This window comes from Peptoniphilus sp. HCN-40583, assembly GCF_037892835.1.
Taxonomy (GTDB): domain Bacteria; phylum Bacillota; class Clostridia; order Tissierellales; family Peptoniphilaceae; genus Aedoeadaptatus; species Aedoeadaptatus rachelemmaiella.
The window spans coordinates 1-21,160 of sequence record NZ_JBBKBU010000016.1 but is presented as its reverse complement, the minus strand read 5'-3'; the positions used below and the strand labels follow the sequence as shown (position 1 = coordinate 21,160).

At 51.3% G+C, this 21,160-nt stretch carries 14 protein-coding genes; all 14 read right to left on the bottom strand.

What is annotated here, in order from left to right; all coding sequences use genetic code 11:
* Window positions 1-8 precede the first annotated feature (8 nt).
* A complete protein-coding gene (locus WKT05_RS06115; protein ID WP_340413357.1) occupies window positions 9-1,655 on the bottom strand; it encodes an amino acid ABC transporter ATP-binding/permease protein in 1,647 nt (548 codons plus the stop codon).
* Entirely contained in the window at window positions 1,648-3,384 is a 1,737-nt protein-coding gene (locus tag WKT05_RS06110; protein ID WP_340413356.1) for an ABC transporter ATP-binding protein/permease, read from the bottom strand. The genes WKT05_RS06115 and WKT05_RS06110 overlap by 8 nt, the downstream gene beginning before the upstream one ends.
* A gap of 56 nt (window positions 3,385-3,440) precedes the next feature.
* Window positions 3,441-4,298: a stalk domain-containing protein gene (locus WKT05_RS06105; RefSeq protein ID WP_340413355.1), complete on the bottom strand. Its 858-nt coding sequence runs from the start codon at window positions 4,296-4,298 to the stop codon at window positions 3,441-3,443.
* Between the two features lie 11 nt (window positions 4,299-4,309).
* Complete coding sequence (locus WKT05_RS06100) at window positions 4,310-6,646, bottom strand: S-layer homology domain-containing protein (RefSeq protein WP_340413354.1); 2,337 nt, start codon at window positions 6,644-6,646, stop codon at window positions 4,310-4,312.
* On the bottom strand, window positions 6,643-7,158 hold the full coding sequence (locus WKT05_RS06095; RefSeq protein WP_340413353.1) for a flavodoxin family protein: 516 nt from the start codon (window positions 7,156-7,158) through the stop codon (window positions 6,643-6,645). The genes WKT05_RS06100 and WKT05_RS06095 overlap by 4 nt, the downstream gene beginning before the upstream one ends.
* The gene (locus WKT05_RS06090; RefSeq protein WP_215508016.1) at window positions 7,159-7,926 is read right to left on the bottom strand and encodes an ABC transporter ATP-binding protein; all 768 of its coding nucleotides are present in this window, start codon (window positions 7,924-7,926) and stop codon (window positions 7,159-7,161) included.
* The gene (locus WKT05_RS06085) at window positions 7,916-8,932 is read right to left on the bottom strand and encodes a FecCD family ABC transporter permease (RefSeq protein WP_215508019.1); all 1,017 of its coding nucleotides are present in this window, start codon (window positions 8,930-8,932) and stop codon (window positions 7,916-7,918) included. The genes WKT05_RS06090 and WKT05_RS06085 overlap by 11 nt, the downstream gene beginning before the upstream one ends.
* Window positions 8,916-9,800 carry a heme ABC transporter substrate-binding protein IsdE gene (gene isdE / locus WKT05_RS06080; protein ID WP_215508020.1) on the bottom strand — a complete coding sequence of 295 codons (885 nt, stop codon included), beginning with the start codon at window positions 9,798-9,800 and terminating at the stop codon, window positions 8,916-8,918. Before isdE ends, WKT05_RS06085 begins: the two co-directional genes overlap by 17 nt.
* A complete protein-coding gene (locus WKT05_RS06075) occupies window positions 9,772-10,749 on the bottom strand; it encodes a heme-binding Shp domain-containing protein (RefSeq protein ID WP_340413352.1) in 978 nt (325 codons plus the stop codon). The genes isdE and WKT05_RS06075 overlap by 29 nt, the downstream gene beginning before the upstream one ends.
* Window positions 10,746-12,584: a hypothetical protein gene (locus WKT05_RS06070; protein WP_340413351.1), complete on the bottom strand. Its 1,839-nt coding sequence runs from the start codon at window positions 12,582-12,584 to the stop codon at window positions 10,746-10,748. Before WKT05_RS06070 ends, WKT05_RS06075 begins: the two co-directional genes overlap by 4 nt.
* A gap of 20 nt (window positions 12,585-12,604) precedes the next feature.
* Window positions 12,605-12,982 carry a YbaN family protein gene (locus tag WKT05_RS06065; protein WP_340413350.1) on the bottom strand — a complete coding sequence of 126 codons (378 nt, stop codon included), beginning with the start codon at window positions 12,980-12,982 and terminating at the stop codon, window positions 12,605-12,607.
* A 16-nt stretch (window positions 12,983-12,998) separates the two neighbouring features.
* On the bottom strand, window positions 12,999-13,832 hold the full coding sequence (locus tag WKT05_RS06060; protein WP_340413349.1) for a hypothetical protein: 834 nt from the start codon (window positions 13,830-13,832) through the stop codon (window positions 12,999-13,001).
* Between the two features lie 136 nt (window positions 13,833-13,968).
* Window positions 13,969-20,319 carry a S8 family serine peptidase gene (locus WKT05_RS06055; RefSeq protein ID WP_340413348.1) on the bottom strand — a complete coding sequence of 2,117 codons (6,351 nt, stop codon included), beginning with the start codon at window positions 20,317-20,319 and terminating at the stop codon, window positions 13,969-13,971.
* Window positions 20,320-20,355: 36 nt separating this feature from the next.
* The coding region (locus tag WKT05_RS06050; protein WP_340413347.1) for an S-layer homology domain-containing protein at window positions 20,356-21,160 on the bottom strand (805 nt) is incomplete at its 5' end.

Here is a 21,160-nt window from a genome sequence, read left to right as displayed (position 1 = left end):
TTTTTTAATTACGAGACCCTATCTGTCTCTAAATGAATGATTCGATCCGCCACGGTTAAAGAGGAGGGGCGATGGCTCACCATGAGCACCGTCTTCTTCCCCGCCGTCTCTTTCAGAGACCGCAAAATCATGGCTTCGTTTAAGCTGTCTAAATTTGAGGTGGGCTCATCTAAGAGCAAAAAGGGCGCGTCGTGCAAGAAGGCACGGGCCAGGCCCAAGCGTTGCCGTTCTCCCGAGGAGAGGCGACTGCCCATTTCGCCGATTTTCGTGTCGTAGCCCTTCGGGAGGGAAAGGACAAAATCGTGAACGGCCGCGCGGCGACAGGCCGCTTCCATTTCCTCGTCGCTGGCATCCAATCGGGCCAGGCGCAGATTCGTGGCAATGGTGTCGTTAAACAAATAGGTTTCCTGGGTCATAAAGCCTTCATGCGCTCTTAATGCGGCGGTTTCGATGTGGCGAATGTCTTCGCCGCCAATCTTTACGCAACCTTCGTCCACGTCCCAAAAGCGCATAAGAAGACGAAGAATCGTGGATTTTCCGGAACCGGATTTTCCCTCCAGTGCCAGGATTTCTCCTTCCTTCACATCCAGATTCATGCCCCGAAGTATGGGGGCGCTGTCGTAGGAAAAATTCACTTCATCCAGGGCGGCGCCGGTAAAGTCGACGGATCGCCCTTCCTTTACTTCCCTTACTTTCGGCAGCTCGTCTAATAGATCCAAGACGCGATTGCCGGCGGCAAAGGTGGGCTGCAAAGTGTTGCCCAAGGCGGCCAGAGCGAGGACGGGGCCGTAAGAGGAAAGAATGTACGCCACCGCCGTAAGAAGCATGACGGGATCTTCCGTGCCACGGAGATAAATCATGCCCGCCACCACCATGAGGCCCAAGTGCAGAAGGCTTAACACCATGCCCGTCGCGGCCATGCCGAAGGCCGTCTCGTCTTTTAAGCGGCCGCCCGCCTCGATGCTTTCGCGACTCATGGTTTTTAATTTCTTTAAATAAGCCTCTTCAAAGCGGTACTGCAAAATTTCTCTCAGGCTACGCAAGCCGTCTAAGACAAAGCCGCTTAAGCGGCCGCTTGCATTTCGCGCATCCAGACCGAGATTTTTGTTTCGCTTCGAGAGATACATAGGCAGGACCACGCCGACGACGGTGTAGCCGAAGGCGGCGTAAAGGGCCAGGGGCGGCGCCGCTTTTGCGAGAAAGGCCACGGAGAGAAGGGAGAAAATAAGTGCGATAGCTGCCGGAGAAATGGTGTGGGCGTAAAAGACTTCCAGCAATTCGATGTCGGAGGTAATCAATGTAATGAGATTGCCTTTGTCTCTTCCCTCCAGCTTCGCCGGCGCCAATTCCCGCAAGGATGCAAACACCTTGCTCCGCAAGATGGCGAGAATTTTAAAGGCAATGTGGTGATTACACAGCTGCTCGCCGTAGCGCAAGGGACCCCTGAGAAAACCGCAAATCAAAATGGCCGCCACCAATGAGGGAGCAATCCACTCGCCGAAAAAGGCCGATGCCAAGCCGTAGGCCGTTAAGGCGGAAATGGCCGTTGCCGAGAAAAAGCCCAATACGCCCAGGGTAATGGCCAGTGCCATGACCGGGGCCAGGGGCTTGACCATGCCCACGAGACGGGCCATGACTTCCAATGGTTTACGCATAGACTTCACCTCCCCGGTACCTCTCAAGCTCCGCCTGTGTCTTCCACAGATCGACATACATGCCGCCCTTTTCCAGCAATTCCTCGTGGCGGCCTTCTTCAACCAAGTGCCCCTGATTCAAAACCAAGAGGTGCCCGGCATCCTTCACATTGGCCAGGCGATGGCTGATAAATAAAACCAAGCGGGTTTCGGCCAAGGCGCGGATTTCGCCGACGATTTTTTCTTCGCTTTCCACATCGATGTTCGAGGTCACTTCGTCGAAGATGTAAATGGGCGTGTCGTGCAAAAGGGCCATGGCGAGGCTGAGCCGTTGGCGCTGACCACCGGAGAGATTGCTGCCGCCGCTTTGAATCATTGTCTCAAGCCCCGCTTCCGCGGCGAAGTAATCTTTCAGGTTCACCCGATCCAAACTGTCCCACATGGCTTCTTCCGAGGCGCGGGGATTGGCCATGGCCAATAGTTCCCCTACGCTTCCGCCCATTAAATAGCTTTCGGCACCTAAGTAGGTCACGTGATCCAACAGGCTTTTTTCCTTCGTTTGGGAAAGTTCCGCGTTGCTAAAGGCCAATGATCCGGTGTAGCCCTTTAACTGCTTCGACAAGACGGCGGCCAAAGTGGATTTCCCCGAGCCCGACGGCCCGACGATGCCCACAAGTTGCGGGCCCTTGACGTCGAAGGACAATTGATCCAGGGCATTCTTCTCGCCGTCGTAAGACAGACTCAAGTTCTTCGCCGTCAATTCGTCGGCAGCTGCCATGGACAAGGTGCCGTCTTCTTCCTCTTCCAGGGCCAGAAGGTCAAACATTCTGTCCGCCGCCGCCATGCCGTTCATAGCGATGTGGAAAAAGGAGCCTAATTGCCGCATGGGCAAAAAGTAATCCGCCGACAAAAGCAAGATAAACAAGGCGTCGAAAAAGTCCAACCGTCCGGCCATGCAGGCCTTCAAACAAACCACCAAGGCGATGGCCGCGCCGCCGTAGGCAACCAGGTCCATGACGATAATGGAATTAAGCTGCATGGTTAAGACCCGCATGGTCTGCACGCGGAAAGATTCTGCGGACTTTTCCATTTGCCTGTGGCGATAAGGGTCGGTGCCGTAGATCTTTAAGGTGGTAAGGCCCTGGAGGTTTTCTAAAAACTCGTCCCCGACATCGGTGTATTCCGTCCAGTATTTGGCGAAGGTTTTTTTCGCAAAGGTCTGAATCAAGGCGATGGCCAAGGGAATGAGGGGCACGCCGATTAAAAGAACAATGGCCACGGTCCACGACATGGAACCGATGACAAAAAACAGAAAAATCGGCGCGATCATGCTGTAAAAAAACTGGGGCAAATAGGCGGAAAAATAAATTTCCAATTGGTCGATGCCTTCGCCAATAATCTGTACCGCCTCCGCCGAGCGCAATCGCTCTTTGTAGTATACGCCGAAGCCCATGAGCTTTTGAAAGAGACGTGTGCGCATTTTTTCTTTCACCGAGGCAGAGGCGCCATAAGCGAGGCGCACTTCTTTTTTCGCCACGACAAAGCGCAGGAGATAAATAATCAAACTGCCGGCTACGGCAAAGGACAAGGGCTTTTGCCAAGCACTTTCCGTAAAAAACAGGCGCAAGGCGTAGACCATAAGTCCCGTCGCCAAACTATTGAGAACCAAGAGCAGGAATTTCAGCCCAACGACCTTGGCGATGGCTTTTTTCGATTCGCTGAAATAGTGGAGTAATCGCTTATCGATCAATTCTATCCTCCTTTCCTTCGGAAAATAAAAGGGCCGGCGAAGGCGCCGGCTTCCTTCTACTTTTGAATAATGACTTGGCGATTGGCTCCGTTCCAGTCCACTTTGGCGCCGGAAAGTTCGCCGATGGCGCGGATGGGCACCATGGTGCGGCCGTTTTGAATCATGGCGGCTACATCGATGGCTGTTTTCTTGCCGTCTGCACGGACAATGGTCTTCGATCCGATGACCAGCTTCATGCTGCTTGCGCCTTCGCCGACGGTAACCGTGCGGGTCTTTTGTTCCCAGCCCACTTTCAGGCCAAGGGCTTCGGAGATAAAGCGTACGGGCACCATGGTGCGACCGTCTTTAATAAATGCCGGGCTGTCTGTTTTGACTTCCTTGCCGTTGACCAAAATGGTAATGGCGTTTTTGTTGGCTTTCGGTGCAGCGGGAGCCTTTTTCGATCCGGCGCCTTGAATCATTTTCGCTTGAGACCAATCGAAGGCCAGGCGCGCTTTTTGTTCGCCGGCACCGGGGGCACCGCCCTGCATTTGATCCATGACATCTACCCATACAGCGACGTCTACGAGATTTTCTTTTCCGCTTCGCACAAAGCTGAAGCTCTTCGTGTATACCCCTTTGCCTGCGCCTTTGACCGCTTCTTCACGGCCCGGGGCGGTAACAAAGAGATTGGTTAAATTTCCTTGTTGGTTCATAAAATTCAGCGGCTTGACATACACTTTATAGGTGAGCTTGCCCCCTTCTTCCTTCACTTCTGCTACGGGAGAAAGGGCCTTGTTGGCCATGGATTCTTTTTCGGCTGTGGCGTGTTTTAATGCCACGGGGACTTCATAGGTTTTGCTCGATTCGGCGCGGGCCACATTAGGTGCCAGTAAGCATACAAGGGCCAGGGCCAGGGATAAGAATTTTTTCATCGTCAATCTCCTTATTTCATATCTTTGGTATCAATGGTGTACAACACTTGTGCGGCTTGGGCGCGGCTGAAACTTTCCTTCGGTGCAAAATTGCCGTTACCCATGCCGGACAAGAGACCTTGGCGGGTCATCTTCTCGACAGAATCCTTCGCCCAGGAAGAAATCTTTGTTCCGTCATGGAACTGTCCTTTCGCTGCGGAGGCGTACGCTTTTTTCTCATGGCTCAGGAATTTATCTAAGATCACGGCCATTTCTTCGCGGGTGATGGTGCGGTTCGGCTCAAATTTGCCGCCGCCTGTGCCCTGAATCATGCCGGCAGATGCAGCCCATGCCACGTAGGGGGCGTAATACGCATTGCCCTTTACATCCTTAAAGGCTGTGGCGGTACCTGAAGGCGCGATGCCTGCCCTTCTGCCGAGAATCGTGACAAATTCTGCACGGGTGATGGCGCGGTTCGGTGCGAAGCGGCCTTCCCCTTCCCCTTTAAAGTAGCCGCGGGCCACGCTGTGGGCGATGGCATTGAGGGCCCAGTGATCGGCGCCGATATCCTTAAACTGCGTCAAAACGGCGTTGCGTTCTGTTTCACTTTTCGCCTTGAGGGCTTCTTTTTTCTTTTCTTCAGCGGACTTCTGCTCTTCTTTCTTCTTGTCTTCCGTTTTTTGCTCTTCTACCTGTTTTTCAGGCGTCTTCACTTCCCCGTCGATGCGGCGCGTTTCTCTGGCGCTGTTCCAGTCAAATTGCAAATTGGCATCTTGTTCCCCTTTACCGGGGCCGCCTTGAATTTTGTCCATGACATCCACCCATAGGGCGATTTTTTGGGATTGCACTTTGTCATTGAGCGTAAAGGACCAGAGGCCGTCGCCGTGATAGGATGCGCGGCGTTTCCCGCCGTCGTAGTAGAAGAGATTGGTCAGGCGACCTTCCATACCCTTCATCTTCATGGGCTTAAATTGAACATAGTAGGTGTAGCGGCCGTTGTAGACATCCACCGTGGCAGAGGAGCTCAAGGCCGAAGATGCCATGGACTTGCCGCCACCGACTTTGGTCAATGCTACAGGGAGTTCGTAGCGGAGGGTCTGATCCTTTTTCTTTTCGTCCTTTTTGTCGAGGGGATTTTCATCCTTCGGCTTATCTTTGTTTTCATCCTTGGGCTTGTCTTTGTTTTCATCCTTGGGGACTTCCTTTTGTTTTAATTCGCCGTGCCAACTGTTAATGGCGGCTGTTAAATCTCGTACACGTCCCTTCGTCAGATTACCGGCTTTAACTTCTTTTTCCGTCGTTTCCAAAAGGTCTTTTAATTCCTTTTGCGATTTTTCCGTATAGGAAGAGGGATCGACTGTTTTCTTTTGCTTGATCAGTTCCTTTAAATTGCCTAAGTCCGTGTCGTCGGCAGGTTTGAGATTTCCCATATAGAGGGCAAGCTTTTCGCCGGCCGCTTTAATCTCATCGGCTTTTTTCCCCTCTGCCTTGAGGAAGGCTCCGGCCATGTCTAATTTCGCTTTCAAGTCTTTTTTGTCCGAGACTTTTAACGCATTCAAATCCGAAGCGGCTGCGATGAAGTCTTTATACGCCGCCTTGTCTGCCTCTTCCATGGCCTTTGTCTTTAGGCCCAAGGCGAGGAGGAAGTTCAGTTCACTAACTTTTAAAGTGAGGTCTTCTTCCTTGGCGGATGCATCTTGTAAAAGGGTATCTGCCGCACTTGCGGTGGCGTTCAGCGCCTTGGTCACGTCACCGTCCCAGCCGGCTTTGTCTTCGCCATTGGCCTTTTTAACGGCTTCATCCAAGGCTTTTTTCGCCTTTTCAAGGGGCGTATCTTCCTTCGGATTTTGTCCAGGTGTTTCCGGCTCCTGCGATGCCTCGCCTTTTATTTCCTTGTACTTCGAAATTTCGAGGAAAGCTTCCTTTTCTTCTCCCTCCATGACAGTAATGGCAAATGCCAGCTTAATCGGATTCTCAGGTTTTGAATCAAGGGTAAAGGACCAGTCATTTCCCTTTTGTTGAGTCTCAGACTTAGATCCATCCTTGTAGTAGTAAAACTTACCAATGAATTGACTGGATTCCGGTTTTATCGAAATGGTAAATGTCCACTTACCATCCTTTTCCACAGCCGTTATTTTCTCTATATGGTCCTGAGCCATGGATTTATTACCCGGGCTGTCAGCCCTCTTTAATTTCCAGTCCAAATCATAATGCTTTTCCTTTGCCGCAGCTTGTTCTCCGTCGGCAAAAGGTTGTGCGTAAATACCTTGGGGCATTTCCGGTGCCTTGGCCAATACATTAATCGGCGCCGCTAAAAAGCCGGCACTCATCATGGCCGCCATGGCCAAACTTGTCGAACGAATTTTCATCGAATACCTCCTTTTTCCAATTGTTCTGTGAAATACATTGCCGCTTCCTTCAGCTCCTCTTCCGTCGCCTCTCTGGATTTTTCCGATGCCTCTTTCATTTGCTCCCTGGCATCCTTCGGCACAAAGACGAGCAAATCGATGCGGGCGGCCAATTTCTCATCCACTTTTCCGGGACATAAGTAGGTTCCCAAGCTTTCTTTCTTGTGATCGGCGAGGCATTTTTCGAGGCCTTCCATGGCCCGCGCCCCGTGTTCGGAATCGGGCATGGCGCCCATGGTTAAAAAGAGACCTGTTTTTTTCGGCGCATGGTCCAAAGCCTTCATCACCGCCTTATCGGGCAGGGCGCGATCGCACCAGCCGCCGAGAAGGCCGTAGTCGTAGGCCGACAGATTCGGCTTGTCCTTCAGATCTAAAAGGGTCAAATCCCGATTTTCTTTCAGCGCGTCGTAAAGATACTCCGCCATGCGCTTTGTGTTTCCCGTCTTCGACGAGTAGGCTATAAATCCTTTCATCTAATCCTCCTTGGGTTTTACAATGGACGCGCCGCCGACTTCGATCAACTCCAGCTCCGTGCCGTAGAGTTTGCTGATGACGCGACTGTTCAGCACCTCCTTGGGATCGCCTTGGTAGACGATTTTACCGTGGTACATGCCGATGACTTCGTGGGAATAATTAATGGCCTGCATAATATCGTGGAGCACCATAACGATGGTGGTGTTGCGCTCTTCGTTGATTTTTTTCACCAGGCGCAGTATTTCCAGCTGATACTTAATGTCCAAATAAGTGGTGGGCTCGTCAAGCAAAAGAATGTCGGAGCATTGAGCCAAAGCCATGGCGATAAACACCCGCTGCTTTTGCCCGCCGGAGAGGGTTCTGATTTCCCTCTGCCCCAATTCCGTGATGCCGGTCATTTCCATGGCCCGTTCGATTTCTTCCATGTCCTCTGCGGAATATTTCTGCAGGGGTTTTAAGTAGGGATTTCTGCCGTAGGAAACGTAGTCTTTCACCTTTAAATCGCCGATGATGCGATTTTGTTGATGGACGATGCCCAGCTCGCGGGCGTAGTCTTTCGGCGGATAGGAGAAAATATCTTTTCCGTGCAAAAGCACCCGGCCGCGGCTCGGCTTCATTTGGCGGCTCAGTATTTTCAATAGGGTGGATTTTCCCGAGCCGTTGGCCCCCATAAGGGTGGTAATGGCGCCGGGGGTCACTTTTAAATTGAGCTTGTTTAAAATCAAATGGCCCTTGGTATAGGCGTAGCTTAGGTTTTTAATCTCCATAGTTTTCGCCTCCCAGTTTCAACAATGCGATAAAGAAGGGCCCGCCGAAAACGGCCATGATCACCGCCGCCGGTATTTCGTAGGGATAGGCCGCGATGCGCCCCACCGTGTCCGACAGAAGCAAGACCAAACTGCCCAGGAGCATATTAAAGGGCAAGAGGTATTTGTGATCGCCGCCGACGAGAACCCGGCCGATGTGGGGCACGATCAGGCCCAAAAAGCCGATGACGCCCGCCACCGCTGTGGTGACGGAGGCTAAAATAATGGCGATTAACGCCACGATAAAGCGGTCGCGGTCGACGCGTACGCCCAGGGCGCGAGCGGTTTTGTCTTCCAGACTCAACAAATTCAACGAGCGGATGGTAAACAGCGCCGCCACTAAAAAGATAATGACGTAAAGGCAGAGAATGTGCACATCGCTCCAAGTTTTTTGCGCCACATTGCCTTCGATAATGGCCTGGGTGGCGCTTAAATTTCGCCCCATAACGGATTTAATGCCTTCGCCGATGCCGATAAAAGTCATGTTCAGCGCCACGCCCACGAGAATTAATCGCGTGGGCCGCACGCCGCCGTCCCATGCCAGGGTGTAGATCAAAAAGTAGGCGAAAAGACCGCCGGCGATGGAGAACAGAGGCGAGAAGCCCAAAAGGGCAGGCGACAGGGCCAGCACCATGGAGTTTACGAAGTTTGCCGCTGCAGAAATGCCGATGATCCCGGGATCCGTTAAGGGATTTTTCATCACCGCCTGCAAAAGGGTGCCCGATGTGGCCAGGGCCGCACCGGCTAAAATGGCGATAAAGACCCGCGGGAAGCGCAAATCGTAAATCCGCGCCACATCTCCGTCATAGGAGAAGAATAGACCGCGCAAAATTTGTCCCACGCCTAATTTTAATGAGCCCTCCGTCAGGGAGAAGAAAAAGACCACGACCAGGAGGACGGCGACGGCGGCGAAGGAAATCCATCGCCTGCGTACTTTTTGTTTTAATTCGTCAGTTCCCTTGTCCATAAAACACCTTTTCTAAATCTCCCAGTGCCTCTTTGTAGGAAAAATTGGCACTCATACCAAATATCTTCGTATTAAGGTCATACACTTTATTTTCTTTTACGGCTCGGAAATGTTTCCAGACGTCGTTGTTTTTAAATTCATCTTGAAACATTTGATGCACCTTGTCGGGCATGGCGTGTGCCGTTCTGAGAATAATGTCCGGATCTTTTTCCAGCATATCTTCCGTATTGACCGTTAAAAATTGCTGATCGTCATCGGGGTAGACATTCTCTCCCCCGGCCAGCTTCACTAAACTGCCTGCATAAGACTTGTCCGTCGCCACCACATAGGACCCGGGAAGGCCCATGAGAATCAACACTTTGGGCGCGGGCCCCTTGTTTCGCGATTTAAAGTCCTTCATGAACTCTTCGTAATCTTTTACGAGGGCCGCCGCTTCTTTCTCCCGATTTAAAAGACGGCCCATGTCCTCGATGGAGCGATACATCCCCGGCACATTGGATAAATTCAAAAAACCGAAGTGAATGCCCGCCGCCTTATACTTCGGCAAGAGGTCGGGCATAAGGCTCGCCGGAGAAAAGACGTAGTCCGGGTTCATGGATGCTATTTTTTCCATATCCGGATTCATGGCCATGCCGATGGTGGGCAAGTTGGCGTATCGCGCCGGCGGCGATTCCAATTGCGATTCCGCAATGGCGACGAGATCCACATCCAGCTTGTCCATGATGTCGGCACAAGCCGCCGATGTAGTGATGATGCGGGCGTGGTCGCCGTCGATGCGCTTTTCAGGTTTCGCCTTTTGATTGACACAGCCTGCCAGGAAAAAGAGAGCGAGGGCGACACTAAAAATCTTCAAAACTGAAGTCTTCATCGTCATCTTCCTCTCTTAATTCATTGAGCAGACGCTTTTTCTGTGCCAAAACATAGAACAGACCGCCGGCCGCCAGGGCGCCGCAAGTCACAAAGACCAAAATCGCCATCATGGATGCAAAAATAATCCGCGTCGCAGGCCCCCAAGGGGCTTTTTTCTTCGGCGCTTCGGTTTTGTCGCCTTTGGCAGCTTCGCCGTTTTCAAGGGATTGTATCTCCGGCGAATCTTCCGTTAAAAGACCGTGTTCGTAACCGATGTCGCTTTCCGTATCGCCAAGGCCCGACGCGCCGCCGTGGGTGACCGCATCTTTATCGGCACTCCCTCCTTCTTGGGGCGGGCTCTTCGGCGAAGAAGCGGGGGTTTTTGATGCCGAAGCCGCCGGTGCCGCTGCGTCCACTTTTGTCTTGGCGGGCGCTCCGCTTTTCGCCGGTGCCGCTTTTTGAGGCGCCTGCTTTGGCGCCGCCGCGCCTTGGGACAAAACGAAATCCGTATTGCCCGGCGTCATGTTTCCCATGTCGCCGTAAAAAATTACTTCGCGGCCCATTGCGTCGATAAACAGACTCAGGCGAATCACGCATTCCTTCGCCGGCAGTTGAAAGCGAAAATCTTTCCATTCGCCGCCGCCTTGTGGCGAATCGTAGGATACATTGCTAAAGCCGCTTGCGCCGCGTTTTTCCGCAGCGATGCTTACTTTCGACACATTGTCCATCATGTGCAGGCGAATGGTTAACATCCGCTTGCCGCCCACTTCCTCGTAAAGGGCCTGGGGATCCAACACGCCTTCCGCCATGCCTTGGCCGATGCCTTCATTCTTTCCCGAATCTTCAATGGCCCCGGTGATCGGGTGGCGATAGGAAGCGTGCATGTCCACAATGGAAGGGCCTTCGGCAAAACTGATGTTAGGCACCAGAAGAAAGATCGCCAAAAGAAGAGACAATAGCTTTTTCATTGCGCTTCCCTCTCCCTTTCCGCTTCATAGATCACTTCGTCCATATACATGCGGTAATACTTTCTCGTCATGTACGCGCCGCCGCCTAATGCGGCGAAGATAACCGTCAAACAAAAAATAATCAGACCCGGCCTCTCTTTCTCTTGTAATTCTTCTTCGTTCACGGGCGCCTTGGGGATGGATTCCCGGTCCGCGATCCCCGTGCCTTCGTCATAGCTGCCTTCTTCGAAAGACGGCGCCTCCCCGTCCGCCGGCGTATCGTCAGGCGTCGACGGACTCACATTGGTGGGCTCACTCGTCGATGTTGCAGGCGATGAAGCGTTCGATGTTACAGGCTTCGTCCCCTGACTTTTCGGCGTCTTCACGGCCTTCACCTTCGCAGGCGGTTTAATCTTTAAGCCGCCGTTTGCGACGGGCTTTGCCGCGGTTTTCGCGGTTTTAATAAAGAAGGTGCCCAAGCTTTTTGTTTCAAAGTGAATGCTTCCCTCTTTTATTTTTGAGGTCAGTTTCTCTCCTTTTTCGTCGTAAATCTCAGCCACGGTGCCTTGGAAGGGAATGGCTACCGCCACGGGCTTTTGCGGCGAAAGATTTGTTCCCAAGGCTTGTACCGATCCCTTGTAATCTTTCGGAATCCTTTCAATGGGCCTTCGACAAGAAAGGTTGTAAGCCTTTGTGCCCGCAGGAAGATTGAGCTTCCCGAGAGCGGTTTGAAGATCCCGCCCCACAAGACCGTTGGCGTAAAATTCAAATGCTTCGCCAAAGCCTCCTGCCGGCACGGAGAGCACCACGCCTTTGTCTGCATAGCTGTGGGCCTCTGAAAAAGACGGTGCCTTCGGCCCCACCTCCGCCCGATGGGCCAAGGTGTACTCGTCGGCCTGGATTTTTTTTACGCTTTGAAAATCCAATTTCAAGCGGGCATTTAAAGGCTCGTCACCCATCGGCGCCACTTTCGGATCCACCTTCAGGCGAATCGTGTCTTTTTTCACATCCAGAGGCATGGCAAAGATACTCGGACGCGGCAATGGCTCTTTCTCCGGTTGCAGATCGTAGCAAAGAGGTCGTGCCGCGGAAAATCCGTCGTCGGTTTCGTAAAACACGCGGCTGAGTGATGCCTGTATATTCGAAACTTTCAAGGCCTTCGTCCCTAAAAACAAGGTTCCTTTGCCGTCTTTTACTAAAAGCTCCGCCTTGGGATCCAGGGCGCCGTTGCCCATGGACGGCTTGTCTTCCGTTTCGTGCCACAAAGCAACATCGAGGGAGTATAGGCCGTCCTCTACATCTAAAGGCGACGACGTGGCTCCGGGCACATCAGAAGGCGGCGTTTTTTTCGCCGCAGGCTCCGCATTTTCGCTGCCCTTATTTGGCCAGTCTACTTTTAAGCGGGCCTCCTGCTCGCCGAAGCCCATTTCTCCCATCACCGGCACATAAAACTTCAAGTTGTAGATGGCGCGATTGGGATCCGCGGAAAAGGTGATGGTCTTCGGATAAAGCTTGCCCTTCACCCGCGGGTCGCTGCCCTTTTTCGGGTCGTTGTAGCTGTCGTAATCCTTGTAGTAATCCGCCACCTGCACGCCACGACCGTCTACGGTGACTTCGCCTAAATAGCCGCGGGCGCCCATAAAATCCAAGGGCAAAAATTCCAAAGTGAGCAGGCGTTCGTTGCCCTTTTCAATCCATTTCGCCTCGGGTTTTAAAGCCTTTTGCGCCATAGACGGCACGTCTTCCGATTTTTTTAAAAGCCTTACTTTGACCGCGCCTTGGCTCGCGCTTGCCCCGCCCGGGATAAGTAAAAAGACGAGGACCATCAGAAGTATGAAGTTATATCGTCGTTTCATGTCCCCATCCTTTGTAATCATTATTCGCTTGCAGTTGATGCAGGCTGAGTCGGTATGCGCTTCAGGAAAATATAGTAGTGGAGCGCCAGTACGAAGACGATGGCCATGCGGGCGTGTTTCACGGGAATCACGAAAAAGCAAATGGCCAGAAGCAAAGTAATGAGTGCGAGCACTTTATACTTTTTCTCTTTCGTCATGCCCTTGCCTTCCAACAGGGGCGCCACATTGTTTTGATACAGAGGCAATTGGGTGAGCCATGTGTGAAATTTTTCCGAGCCCCGCGCAAAACATGCCGCCGCCAAAATCAGAAAGGGCGTGGTAGGCAGCACCGGCAAATACACGCCGATGAGGCCGATTCCCGTAAAGAGAAAGCCCAGAATAATAAATACTATTTTCAACGATCCGCTCCTTTAACTAACACTGTGCAAGATTTAAAACCAAAAGATAATTCGCCTCGGCCCGGTGGCCGGAAAAGTTCACCGCCGCATGGGATCGGAACCAGGTGTAAGACACCAAGACGCCGCCACCTAAATAGGTCCACTCGCCGAAAACATCCAGAGGGATTTCCACGCGCCGATCCTTAAAGGGAATGGCGTGGCTTTCGCCGTCTTTTTGGTAAACCAACTCTTTCACCGCACCGTGTTTCATATGCCCTTTGTGTTCTTTTTTCAGAGAACGGGTGGCAAACACCACATGGGGCGATGCGTCGATGACCAGATCCGCCTTGTGTTCAAAGACATGATTGGCCATGGAAGGGCGAATCGCCGCTTCATTTTCGTCGATGTGTTGTTGGAAAATAGTGAGATACACAGGATAAGTCTTCTTTTCCAAAATGTGAAGAAGAAATTCCCCGGGCACCTTCTGCCCCGGCTCCGGCAAATGTTCGAATAACTTCGATTTTTGTGACAGGAAGCAGGCAATGCAATCCTCTCCCTTGCCGATAAGCTGCGAGGAGAAGCTCGTGGCCCGATCTTCTTCAAGGCCGAAAATGCCTTGCATGGTCAGGGCAAGCAATTGCTTTTCCCGCTCCAATTTATCTTTAATCAACATGCCGATTTCGGTGACGTAGTAATCATTTTTTTGTTTGTATAAAATCCCGGCCTTAACCATTCGGTCCAGCATTTTCTTTGCATTGGGCCGAGAGCACGAAAAGATTTGACTTAAGTCGATAATCGTGCGGCTCGGGTACTCGTCGGTAAAGCACAGTAGGTATTTTTGTTGCTGTTCTGTTAAACGTAAATCCGTCATAGCGTCATCCTTCCAATGAATTCGTTGATATGGTTTATCATTAATCACTGCTTTTCATTGTAAGATTTTACTGCCTATCATTCAACTGTTTTTTTATCATGGAAAGGAATGCGGAATGATCCGCACTCCTTCATGATTAATTGGCTGCCTTCTGAATTTCTTTATAGGCCCAGTGGTTGGCGGGAACATCTTTAAATTGCATCGTGCCGGGTCGACCGACCACTTTAAAGGCGCGGTTGACAATAACGACAAGTTCCGCGCGGGTTACCGTACGCTCGCCGCCAAAGGATCCGTCGGGATAGCCTTGAATGATTCCCGCATTTTGTACGGCGCCGACGTAGCCGTTGTACCAGGCGCTGCCTTTCACATCGTTAAAGCGGGCGTTGTCCGCCTTCAGATTTAAGACGCGGGTCATAATGGCCGCAAGTTCCGCACGGGTCATGCTGCCTTCAGGTTGCAGCTTGCCGTCGTTGTAGCCTTTTAAAATGGACAGGCCGTGGAGTCGAGCCACGCTGTTTCCGTACCACTCTGTTCCGCTTACATCCTTCGGGAGACGGTAGGCATCGGTGTTTTGAATGAATTGATTCAAAATTTGTGCCACTTCCGCACGGGTAACTTCCTTATTCGGCTTAAAGCTGCCGTCGGGGAAGCCTTTTACATAAGCTTTTTCAGGCGCTTTCACCGTAAAGCTGTTTGCTTTTTGTTCCACATGCTTTGGTGCTTCCTTCTTCGCCTCAGGTTGTTTCGCCTCAGGCGCCGATGCTTGATGGCTCGGACGGTTAGAAGGTGCAGGCGATTCGCCTCGCGGCTCTTGGCGAGGCCAAGGATTCGGTTCAGGCCTCGGTGTCGGCACATCCGGTTGTGGATTTGGCTTCGGCACATCAGGCGTCGGCTTCGGCGTCGGCACATCCGGCTCAGGCTTCGGCGTCGGCACATCCGGTTTCGGCTCAGGCATCGGCGTTTCTTTTACCAATTGATCCATGGCGTCGTAAACAGAGGTTACTGCTCGATCCATGGCCGATACATCGTTGCCTTCTAAAGCCGCCTTGGCCGAGTGAATGGCATCTTCAAGCTTGGCTTTCGATTCTGCCGTATAAGTTGCGGCGGCAAGTTTTCTTTCCGCTTTTTCAATGGCCTCTTTCAATGCCGTTTTTGCTTTTTCGAGGGCCTCGTCCACCTTCGGCGGTTTTTCTTCCGATTCTTCAACCTGCTTCATGTTGTCGATATCGTAGCTTAGCCGCATAACATCTTTATGGAAGTCGGGTGCGTTGCCCAGGACGTATTTCACTTTCACGAAATGTTCCCGACGAAGGTCTTTGCCCATGTCGATGGTGACAGAGGTTAAGTCTCCCATGGCATCGGTTACTTTGTTGATGACGGGCATGGCGTCCACTTTGCCCTCCATATCGGTAGAGGCAAAGAGAATGTCTTTCAAATGACCTTCCATGTTCCCAATTTGAAGAACCTTACAATTGACAGTGACGCGGTAATTGATCTTGCCCTCTTTGTCCGTTGTCTTGACCACCTTCGCAGGGGATTTGAAGACGCCGGCGGCCATAGAATCTTGATCCTTGCTTGCGTGAAGTGCTCTAAAGGGAAGCTCGAAGATTTCTGTTTTCGCCGCTTCTTCTTGAGACGCTTTTTCCAGAAGAGCAATGGCTTCTTTTAAGGTCCTACGTCCGTATTTCAAACTATCTAAACTGGATTTTTCGTTATCGGCAATTCTCTGTACATAGGCGATGCGCTCTTGTAATTGCAGCCAGCTTTTAGGCGTATAATCGCTTTCTTTTAGCTCGCGCGCCGCTAAGAGCTCTTGCTTTAATGCTTCGCGCTCAGCTTCCCGCTCTTTCTTGCCCGTAATGGAGTGAAGCTTTGCCATGGCTTCTCGTAATTCCTGTGCCGCGCCGTTGACTTCCTCTTGTGAGGGGAAGGGGCGATCCATAAGCTCTTCCGCTGCTTCCACTGCCAATTCCAAGCGACGGAAGGATTCCGACGTAAAGTCGCTCCTATTGTATTGAGCGTCCTTGTAAGCCTTCAACGCTTCTTCCAGCACTTTTTTATCGACCAAAGCGGCGCCGTCTTTGCGCTTCAATCCGTCCAGGGCATCGTTAAGATCGTAAGTCGCATTATTGACCTTATCCTGATTCTTTTCCCCGTCGGGTTTTTGAAGGATGGCTTTCGCTTTCTCTAAAGCTTTTTGTACTTTTTGCCACGTCTTATCGGTGTAGTCTTCAGCCTTTAAAGCTTCCGCATGTTCAATGGCACGCTTTAATTTCGATTGATCGAAGCTAGATTCGCCTTTTTTGCGCAGCTTGCTGAGGCCTTCGTTTAAGTTGTTGTAAACTTTGTCCACGTCGTCTTGGCTTGCATTGTCGTTGGCTATGGTTTGTTCCGCCATGGGCAGGTAAAGGTCGATGTATTGCCAGTGACGTAGATCGTCCTTCGTTTCCATGGCGTATTCCGACTTATGAGCCAGGGCTTCCCGTGCCTTGGCGACTAATGCGCGAAGTTTATTCTTGTCGACGTAGTTGGGATCTTTTTCCTCAAGGGGCTTGAGGGTGACGGTCCAAGCACTGGCACTGGTATTGGCAGCCCATGTTTTGGAACGATCACTTAGTCCGTAATAGCCGTCTTCCATATCTTGGAGTTCTACATTGGAGGGAATGAAGTTAAGGCGTACTTTCTTTTCCTTTTGTCCCGGTGCAAATTCTATATTTTGCTCCGTTCGGTATACGTCTTTGCCGATTAACTTTAAGCGAAGAGCGCCGTCATAACCTTTTCGGTTTAAGCGAACGTTTATTTCTTTGCTTTCGACTTTGTTAACGTTGACGCTCTTCGTCAACAGTTTTTGACTGTCCACGGTGAAATCTTCGCCGCCGTCGACCATGGCGTAATAGTCTTTCTGAATGCCGCTTACATCGATGGTGTAATTGCCTAAGGGCAGCTTAATGGTTTGAAGACCGGGGTTGACAATGGTCGGTACATATTCTTGGCCTTCCACGTCTTTATTTTTTACCACGAGGGACACGTTCACCTTGTCGGGATTGTTCAAGCTAATGTGAACATCTGCCGTAGCGACGGATTCAAAGTGCACTTCCAGCTCTTTCACAAGCTCGTCTTCTCCGATTTCAAATTCCTGGGCTTTCTTGCCGATTAATTTGTAGTTTCCGTCTTTCACGTTAACCACGAGTAAATGCTTTCCGGGAGAAAGATTATTCGGGTCTTCGATTTTTCCGTCGGGACTTTGTACCGTCCAAGTAAAGGCTTCGCTGGGTACGGCTTCGCTTCCGGCCAAAGCCTTAATGCGCACGCTCCGTTCGTTGCCGGTGCGTTCGCCGCTTGCAAGAGGATAGTGTACATCGTTGCGGGCTTGGTCGTTGATTTCCACTTCGTAGTCTTCGATCTTAATGTTTTTTAAATCGAAAATATATTTCCCGTTTTCCATCTTGGGCTCGATGGTGTCTTTGCCTTTTTTCAAGCGCACAGAAAGAATGCCGGAGCCGTTTTCGTCGATGGATTCGACGGTGTAGGTGCTCTTGTCGGCGTTAAAGTATGCCTTCGTCACGCGAGGATACACTCTGTCCATGGTGATGGGGAATTCCATCACTTGGCTGTCCGCGCCGATGGATTTTCCGGCAGCGGCAACTTTTACCGTCATGTAGTATTTTCCATCGGGAAGGGGCTTACCCGATAAATCGTTGCCGTTCCATTGCCAGTGGGGCTTGGTGGTCATCATATTATTGGCAAACATATTGCCCATTCTCGGATCCACGAAGAAGTTTTTCACGCCGTGATCTTCCGGGTTTTTGCTGTAATAAACTTGCTTGCCTTGATGATCTCTAATGGCGATTTCGACACCGCCGAAGTTTCTCAGGAAGGTCGCCATAAAGATGGCCTTGTCCGCTCTGCCGTCGCCGTTGGGCGAGAAGGCGATCTTTTCTTTATCGAAGACGGGATTGGCCTTCGTCGAGTTGGCTTGCGCACCTAATACGATAAGGTTTTTGTCGATTTCGCCGCCGATATTGGTGCCGTAGTAATCGTCTTCTCCGCCTTTGTCATAGTAGTAGGAGCGCTTCTTCGCCTTCACTAAATCGTAAAGGGGTGTCTCCGCTATTTCCAGCTTGTCGAAATTGCCGTGGAATCCGACGAAAGGAGCCGACAAATTCACGCCGCCTTGCTCTTCGCAGAAGACAAAACCTTCCAGGAAGAAGCCGTTGGGCATGGTTTGCTCTAGCTTATCCAAACCCGTTACGGGAAGTTCTACCGTTAATTCCAGGGATTGATGGGGTTCGACTGTGACGGTTTTCCTTTCGCTTTCGGAAATCTTTTGAGGACGCAAGACGATCTTGCCGCCTTCGACCTTGTCCGTATTTAACACGCCGTAGTAGGTGTAGGTCTTCGGTTTATCTGACAAATTGACGATTTTAAAGGGTACGGTGACCTTGTCGCCGCTTAAATTCTTGCCTAGATTGATGGAAGTTAAGCCGTGGGATCCTTCGATAAAGGCGGTGGTCGTAATGGCTTTATCCACTTGCATCAGGCCCGAGCCTTGTTGACGAGGCGAGGCATAGGCTCCGGAGTCCTTGTATTTGTAAGGTTGCGCCGTAGACATTAACAGTTTTTTAATGAGATCGTACTTCTTATCACCGTGAATATCAGAGAAATCTTTCTCTACCCGTTGTTTCACAAGGGCCACGCCGCCGGCGACGTGGGGTGCCGCCATGGAAGTACCGTCCATGACGCCGTATTGATTGTCGTTCAATGAAGAAAGAATGCCGCCACCCGGCGCCGCAATATCCGGCTTCAGATTGCCATTAGGCGTTAAACCCCAAGAGGAAAATTCCGAGGGTTGGCCGCCGTCTTCACTTATACTGTAAACATACTCGTCGTTAAAACGAATTTGTGCTTGGGGATTTCTTTCGATGATGCTCTTTAAATAAAGGCCGTCTTTCCTGTTAACAAAAGCGGCGGGAATGGTCGTCCCCGGCGCTTCCACTTGGATTAGAGGCATATCCGGCTCATTATCGTAAATAATAACGCCTGCATACCCCTTGTCCCGGGCATTGTTAATCTTATCTGTAAAAGAAAGGGGATCGCCGGCAACAGGGCCCGGCTCGCCACGCTCGATTAAAGCGTAGGTGTTCCCGTCTCCGTTTTCTTTAAAGTCCTCTGGCCGCCCGTAACCGCAATCTTTTAAGGAAACCCATTGATCCGTTACCTTGCCAATGGCCGTCGGTTGGAAACTTAACACGCGATCGTCGCCCTTAATTTGAATGCCCTTTTTGGCCACCTGCATATTTTGAATGGAGGCCACGGAAAGAGAATTGGGGCTGACGGAGGGGTCGGCCAACATACCGATGTCCGGATTTTCCGCTTTCGGCTTAGCATTTGAGCCGGGAGAGTAGCCGAAGAAGCCGTTGTTCCCCGCCGCAATAGCTACGAGAATCCCCGCTTGCTTTGCTTTTTCAAGGGCGCGCACGGTATTCGGGAAGACATAATCTTCCGTACCGGCAGGGGAGCCGATGCTGATGTTCATGGAATCCACGCCCAATTTAATGGCATCGTCAATGGCCTTGGTATAAATTTCCGCCGAAGTGCCGTTGCCGAACATGCCGCCGCCGAAAACGCGCATAAAGACGATTTGTGCTTCCGGCGCCACCCCTTGAATTTTATTACTGTTCCCTGCCACAATGCCCGAAACGTGCATGCCGTGGCTCATGGGATCAAATTCTTTAATGGAAGTGGATTTGTTGGCGTAGTTGTAGCCGAAGGGGATCTTCGAGCTGAAGTACTCGCCGCGGGCGATGTCCAAGTCGCTGATCAACTTCTTCACTTCGCCTTGACTTTTGATGCGACCGCTATTTGGATCGCTGAGCTTCATGGCTTCGTGGTAAGGATCCACGCCGGAGTCGATGACGGCGATGACGCTGCCTTTTCCGGCGTAGCTTTTTTTCCACGCCTTGTTTGCTTCCACCATATTATTGGACGAGGTGTCCGTCTTTCCGAAGGAGCGGGGCATGATGGATTTTTTCGGCGCCTTAAACTGTTGGGAAATTTCCACAGAGGCGACGTCCGCCATTTTTTCAATGACGGGAATTTCTTTCCGCTGTACTTTCAAGGCGACGCCGGTGTAGGCCACGTCGTAGGTTTCAACCACTTCGTAAGGAATCTTGGCCGCCTTTAAGCTATTGTAAAAAGTTTCCCGCGCCGCACGAGCATAGGCCACTTGGGCGCGAATATTTTCTCTTGTGTTTAAATCTTCGGCATCCACCGACGGTAATCCCGTTCTTTTTTCTCGCTTGCGCTCCTTTAGCGCCACGAGCAAGGTGATTTTTTCCGATGGATCTTTATCGCCAAAGGAGGCAGCTTTGGCCGCCCCATTGGGGGCGGCTGCAAAGCTGGGACTTATCATTGCTGTAAAGAGCATTAAGAAACTTAATACCACAGGTATGACAAATCGTCTGATAGAAACTCCTTGTTTACTCATTGGATGAGCATCCTCTCTTTCTTGCTTTTTTCACATTTAGTTGGCGGCTTTTTGAATGTCTTCGTAAGCCCAGTGGTTTTCCGGCAAATCGCTGAACGCCTTGCGGGATTCCTTCTTGGGAATATTGAATGCACGGTTAATCATGGCGATAATTTCCGCACGGGTAATGACGCGGTCTCCGCCAAAGGATCCGTCTTCGTAGCCGACGACGATGCCCGCTTCTTTAAGGGCACCGGCATAGCCTGCATACCATGCGTTTGCGGGAACATCTTTAAATCCGCCTTGTTTCGGTTGAAGGCCTTTTAATCTGGCGATCATGGTAACCGCTTGTGCCCTGGTGACACCTTCATCAGGACGGTAATTGCCGTCGCCGTAGCCGGTGATTATACCTGCATTGATTAAGGTTTTAAAGCTGTCGAAATACCAATCCGTGGGGCGAATGTCTGCGAGGGCTTTTTGTAAATCGCCGCTGACATTTACAAAACGTGCCAGCATGGTGGCGATTTCCGAGCGAACCACTTTTTGATTCGGTTTAAAGCTTCCGTCGGGATAGCCTTTGACGAAGGCTTCTTTCGGCACATTCAGCGTAAAGTTCGCCTTGGTTTCCGTCACCTTCGGTTTTTCAACCGGTTTACTTTCCTGAGGTTTCGACGGAGCGGATTGAGAATTTCCGCCGGGTCTGTGCCCGCTCCAACCGGAAGAGGAACCGCTCGGCCTGTTTTTCTTATCTTGTGAAGGCTTCGGTTGAGGTTTCGGTTGAGGCGTCGGCTGCGGTGTCGGTTGCGGTGTCGGCTTTTGTACTTCTTTTAAGCCTGCCACCGCTTTTTCTAAATCGGCTTTT

What these genes read in the sequence shown, in the direction of transcription:
- WKT05_RS06115 (WP_340413357.1), bottom strand. Translation starts at nt 1,655, where the DNA reads ATGCGTAAACCATTGGAAGTCATGGCCCGTCTCGTGGGCATGGTCAAG.
- WKT05_RS06105 (WP_340413355.1), bottom strand. Translation starts at nt 4,298, where the DNA reads ATGAAAAAATTCTTATCCCTGGCCCTGGCCCTTGTATGCTTACTGGCA.
- WKT05_RS06100 (WP_340413354.1), bottom strand. Translation starts at nt 6,646, where the DNA reads ATGAAAATTCGTTCGACAAGTTTGGCCATGGCGGCCATGATGAGTGCC.
- WKT05_RS06095 (WP_340413353.1), bottom strand. Translation starts at nt 7,158, where the DNA reads ATGAAAGGATTTATAGCCTACTCGTCGAAGACGGGAAACACAAAGCGC.
- WKT05_RS06090 (WP_215508016.1), bottom strand. Translation starts at nt 7,926, where the DNA reads ATGGAGATTAAAAACCTAAGCTACGCCTATACCAAGGGCCATTTGATT.
- WKT05_RS06085 (WP_215508019.1), bottom strand. Translation starts at nt 8,932, where the DNA reads ATGGACAAGGGAACTGACGAATTAAAACAAAAAGTACGCAGGCGATGG.
- isdE (WP_215508020.1), bottom strand. Translation starts at nt 9,800, where the DNA reads ATGAAGACTTCAGTTTTGAAGATTTTTAGTGTCGCCCTCGCTCTCTTT.
- WKT05_RS06075 (WP_340413352.1), bottom strand. Translation starts at nt 10,749, where the DNA reads ATGAAAAAGCTATTGTCTCTTCTTTTGGCGATCTTTCTTCTGGTGCCT.
- WKT05_RS06070 (WP_340413351.1), bottom strand. Translation starts at nt 12,584, where the DNA reads ATGAAACGACGATATAACTTCATACTTCTGATGGTCCTCGTCTTTTTA.
- WKT05_RS06060 (WP_340413349.1), bottom strand. Translation starts at nt 13,832, where the DNA reads ATGACGGATTTACGTTTAACAGAACAGCAACAAAAATACCTACTGTGC.
- WKT05_RS06055 (WP_340413348.1), bottom strand. Translation starts at nt 20,319, where the DNA reads ATGAGTAAACAAGGAGTTTCTATCAGACGATTTGTCATACCTGTGGTA.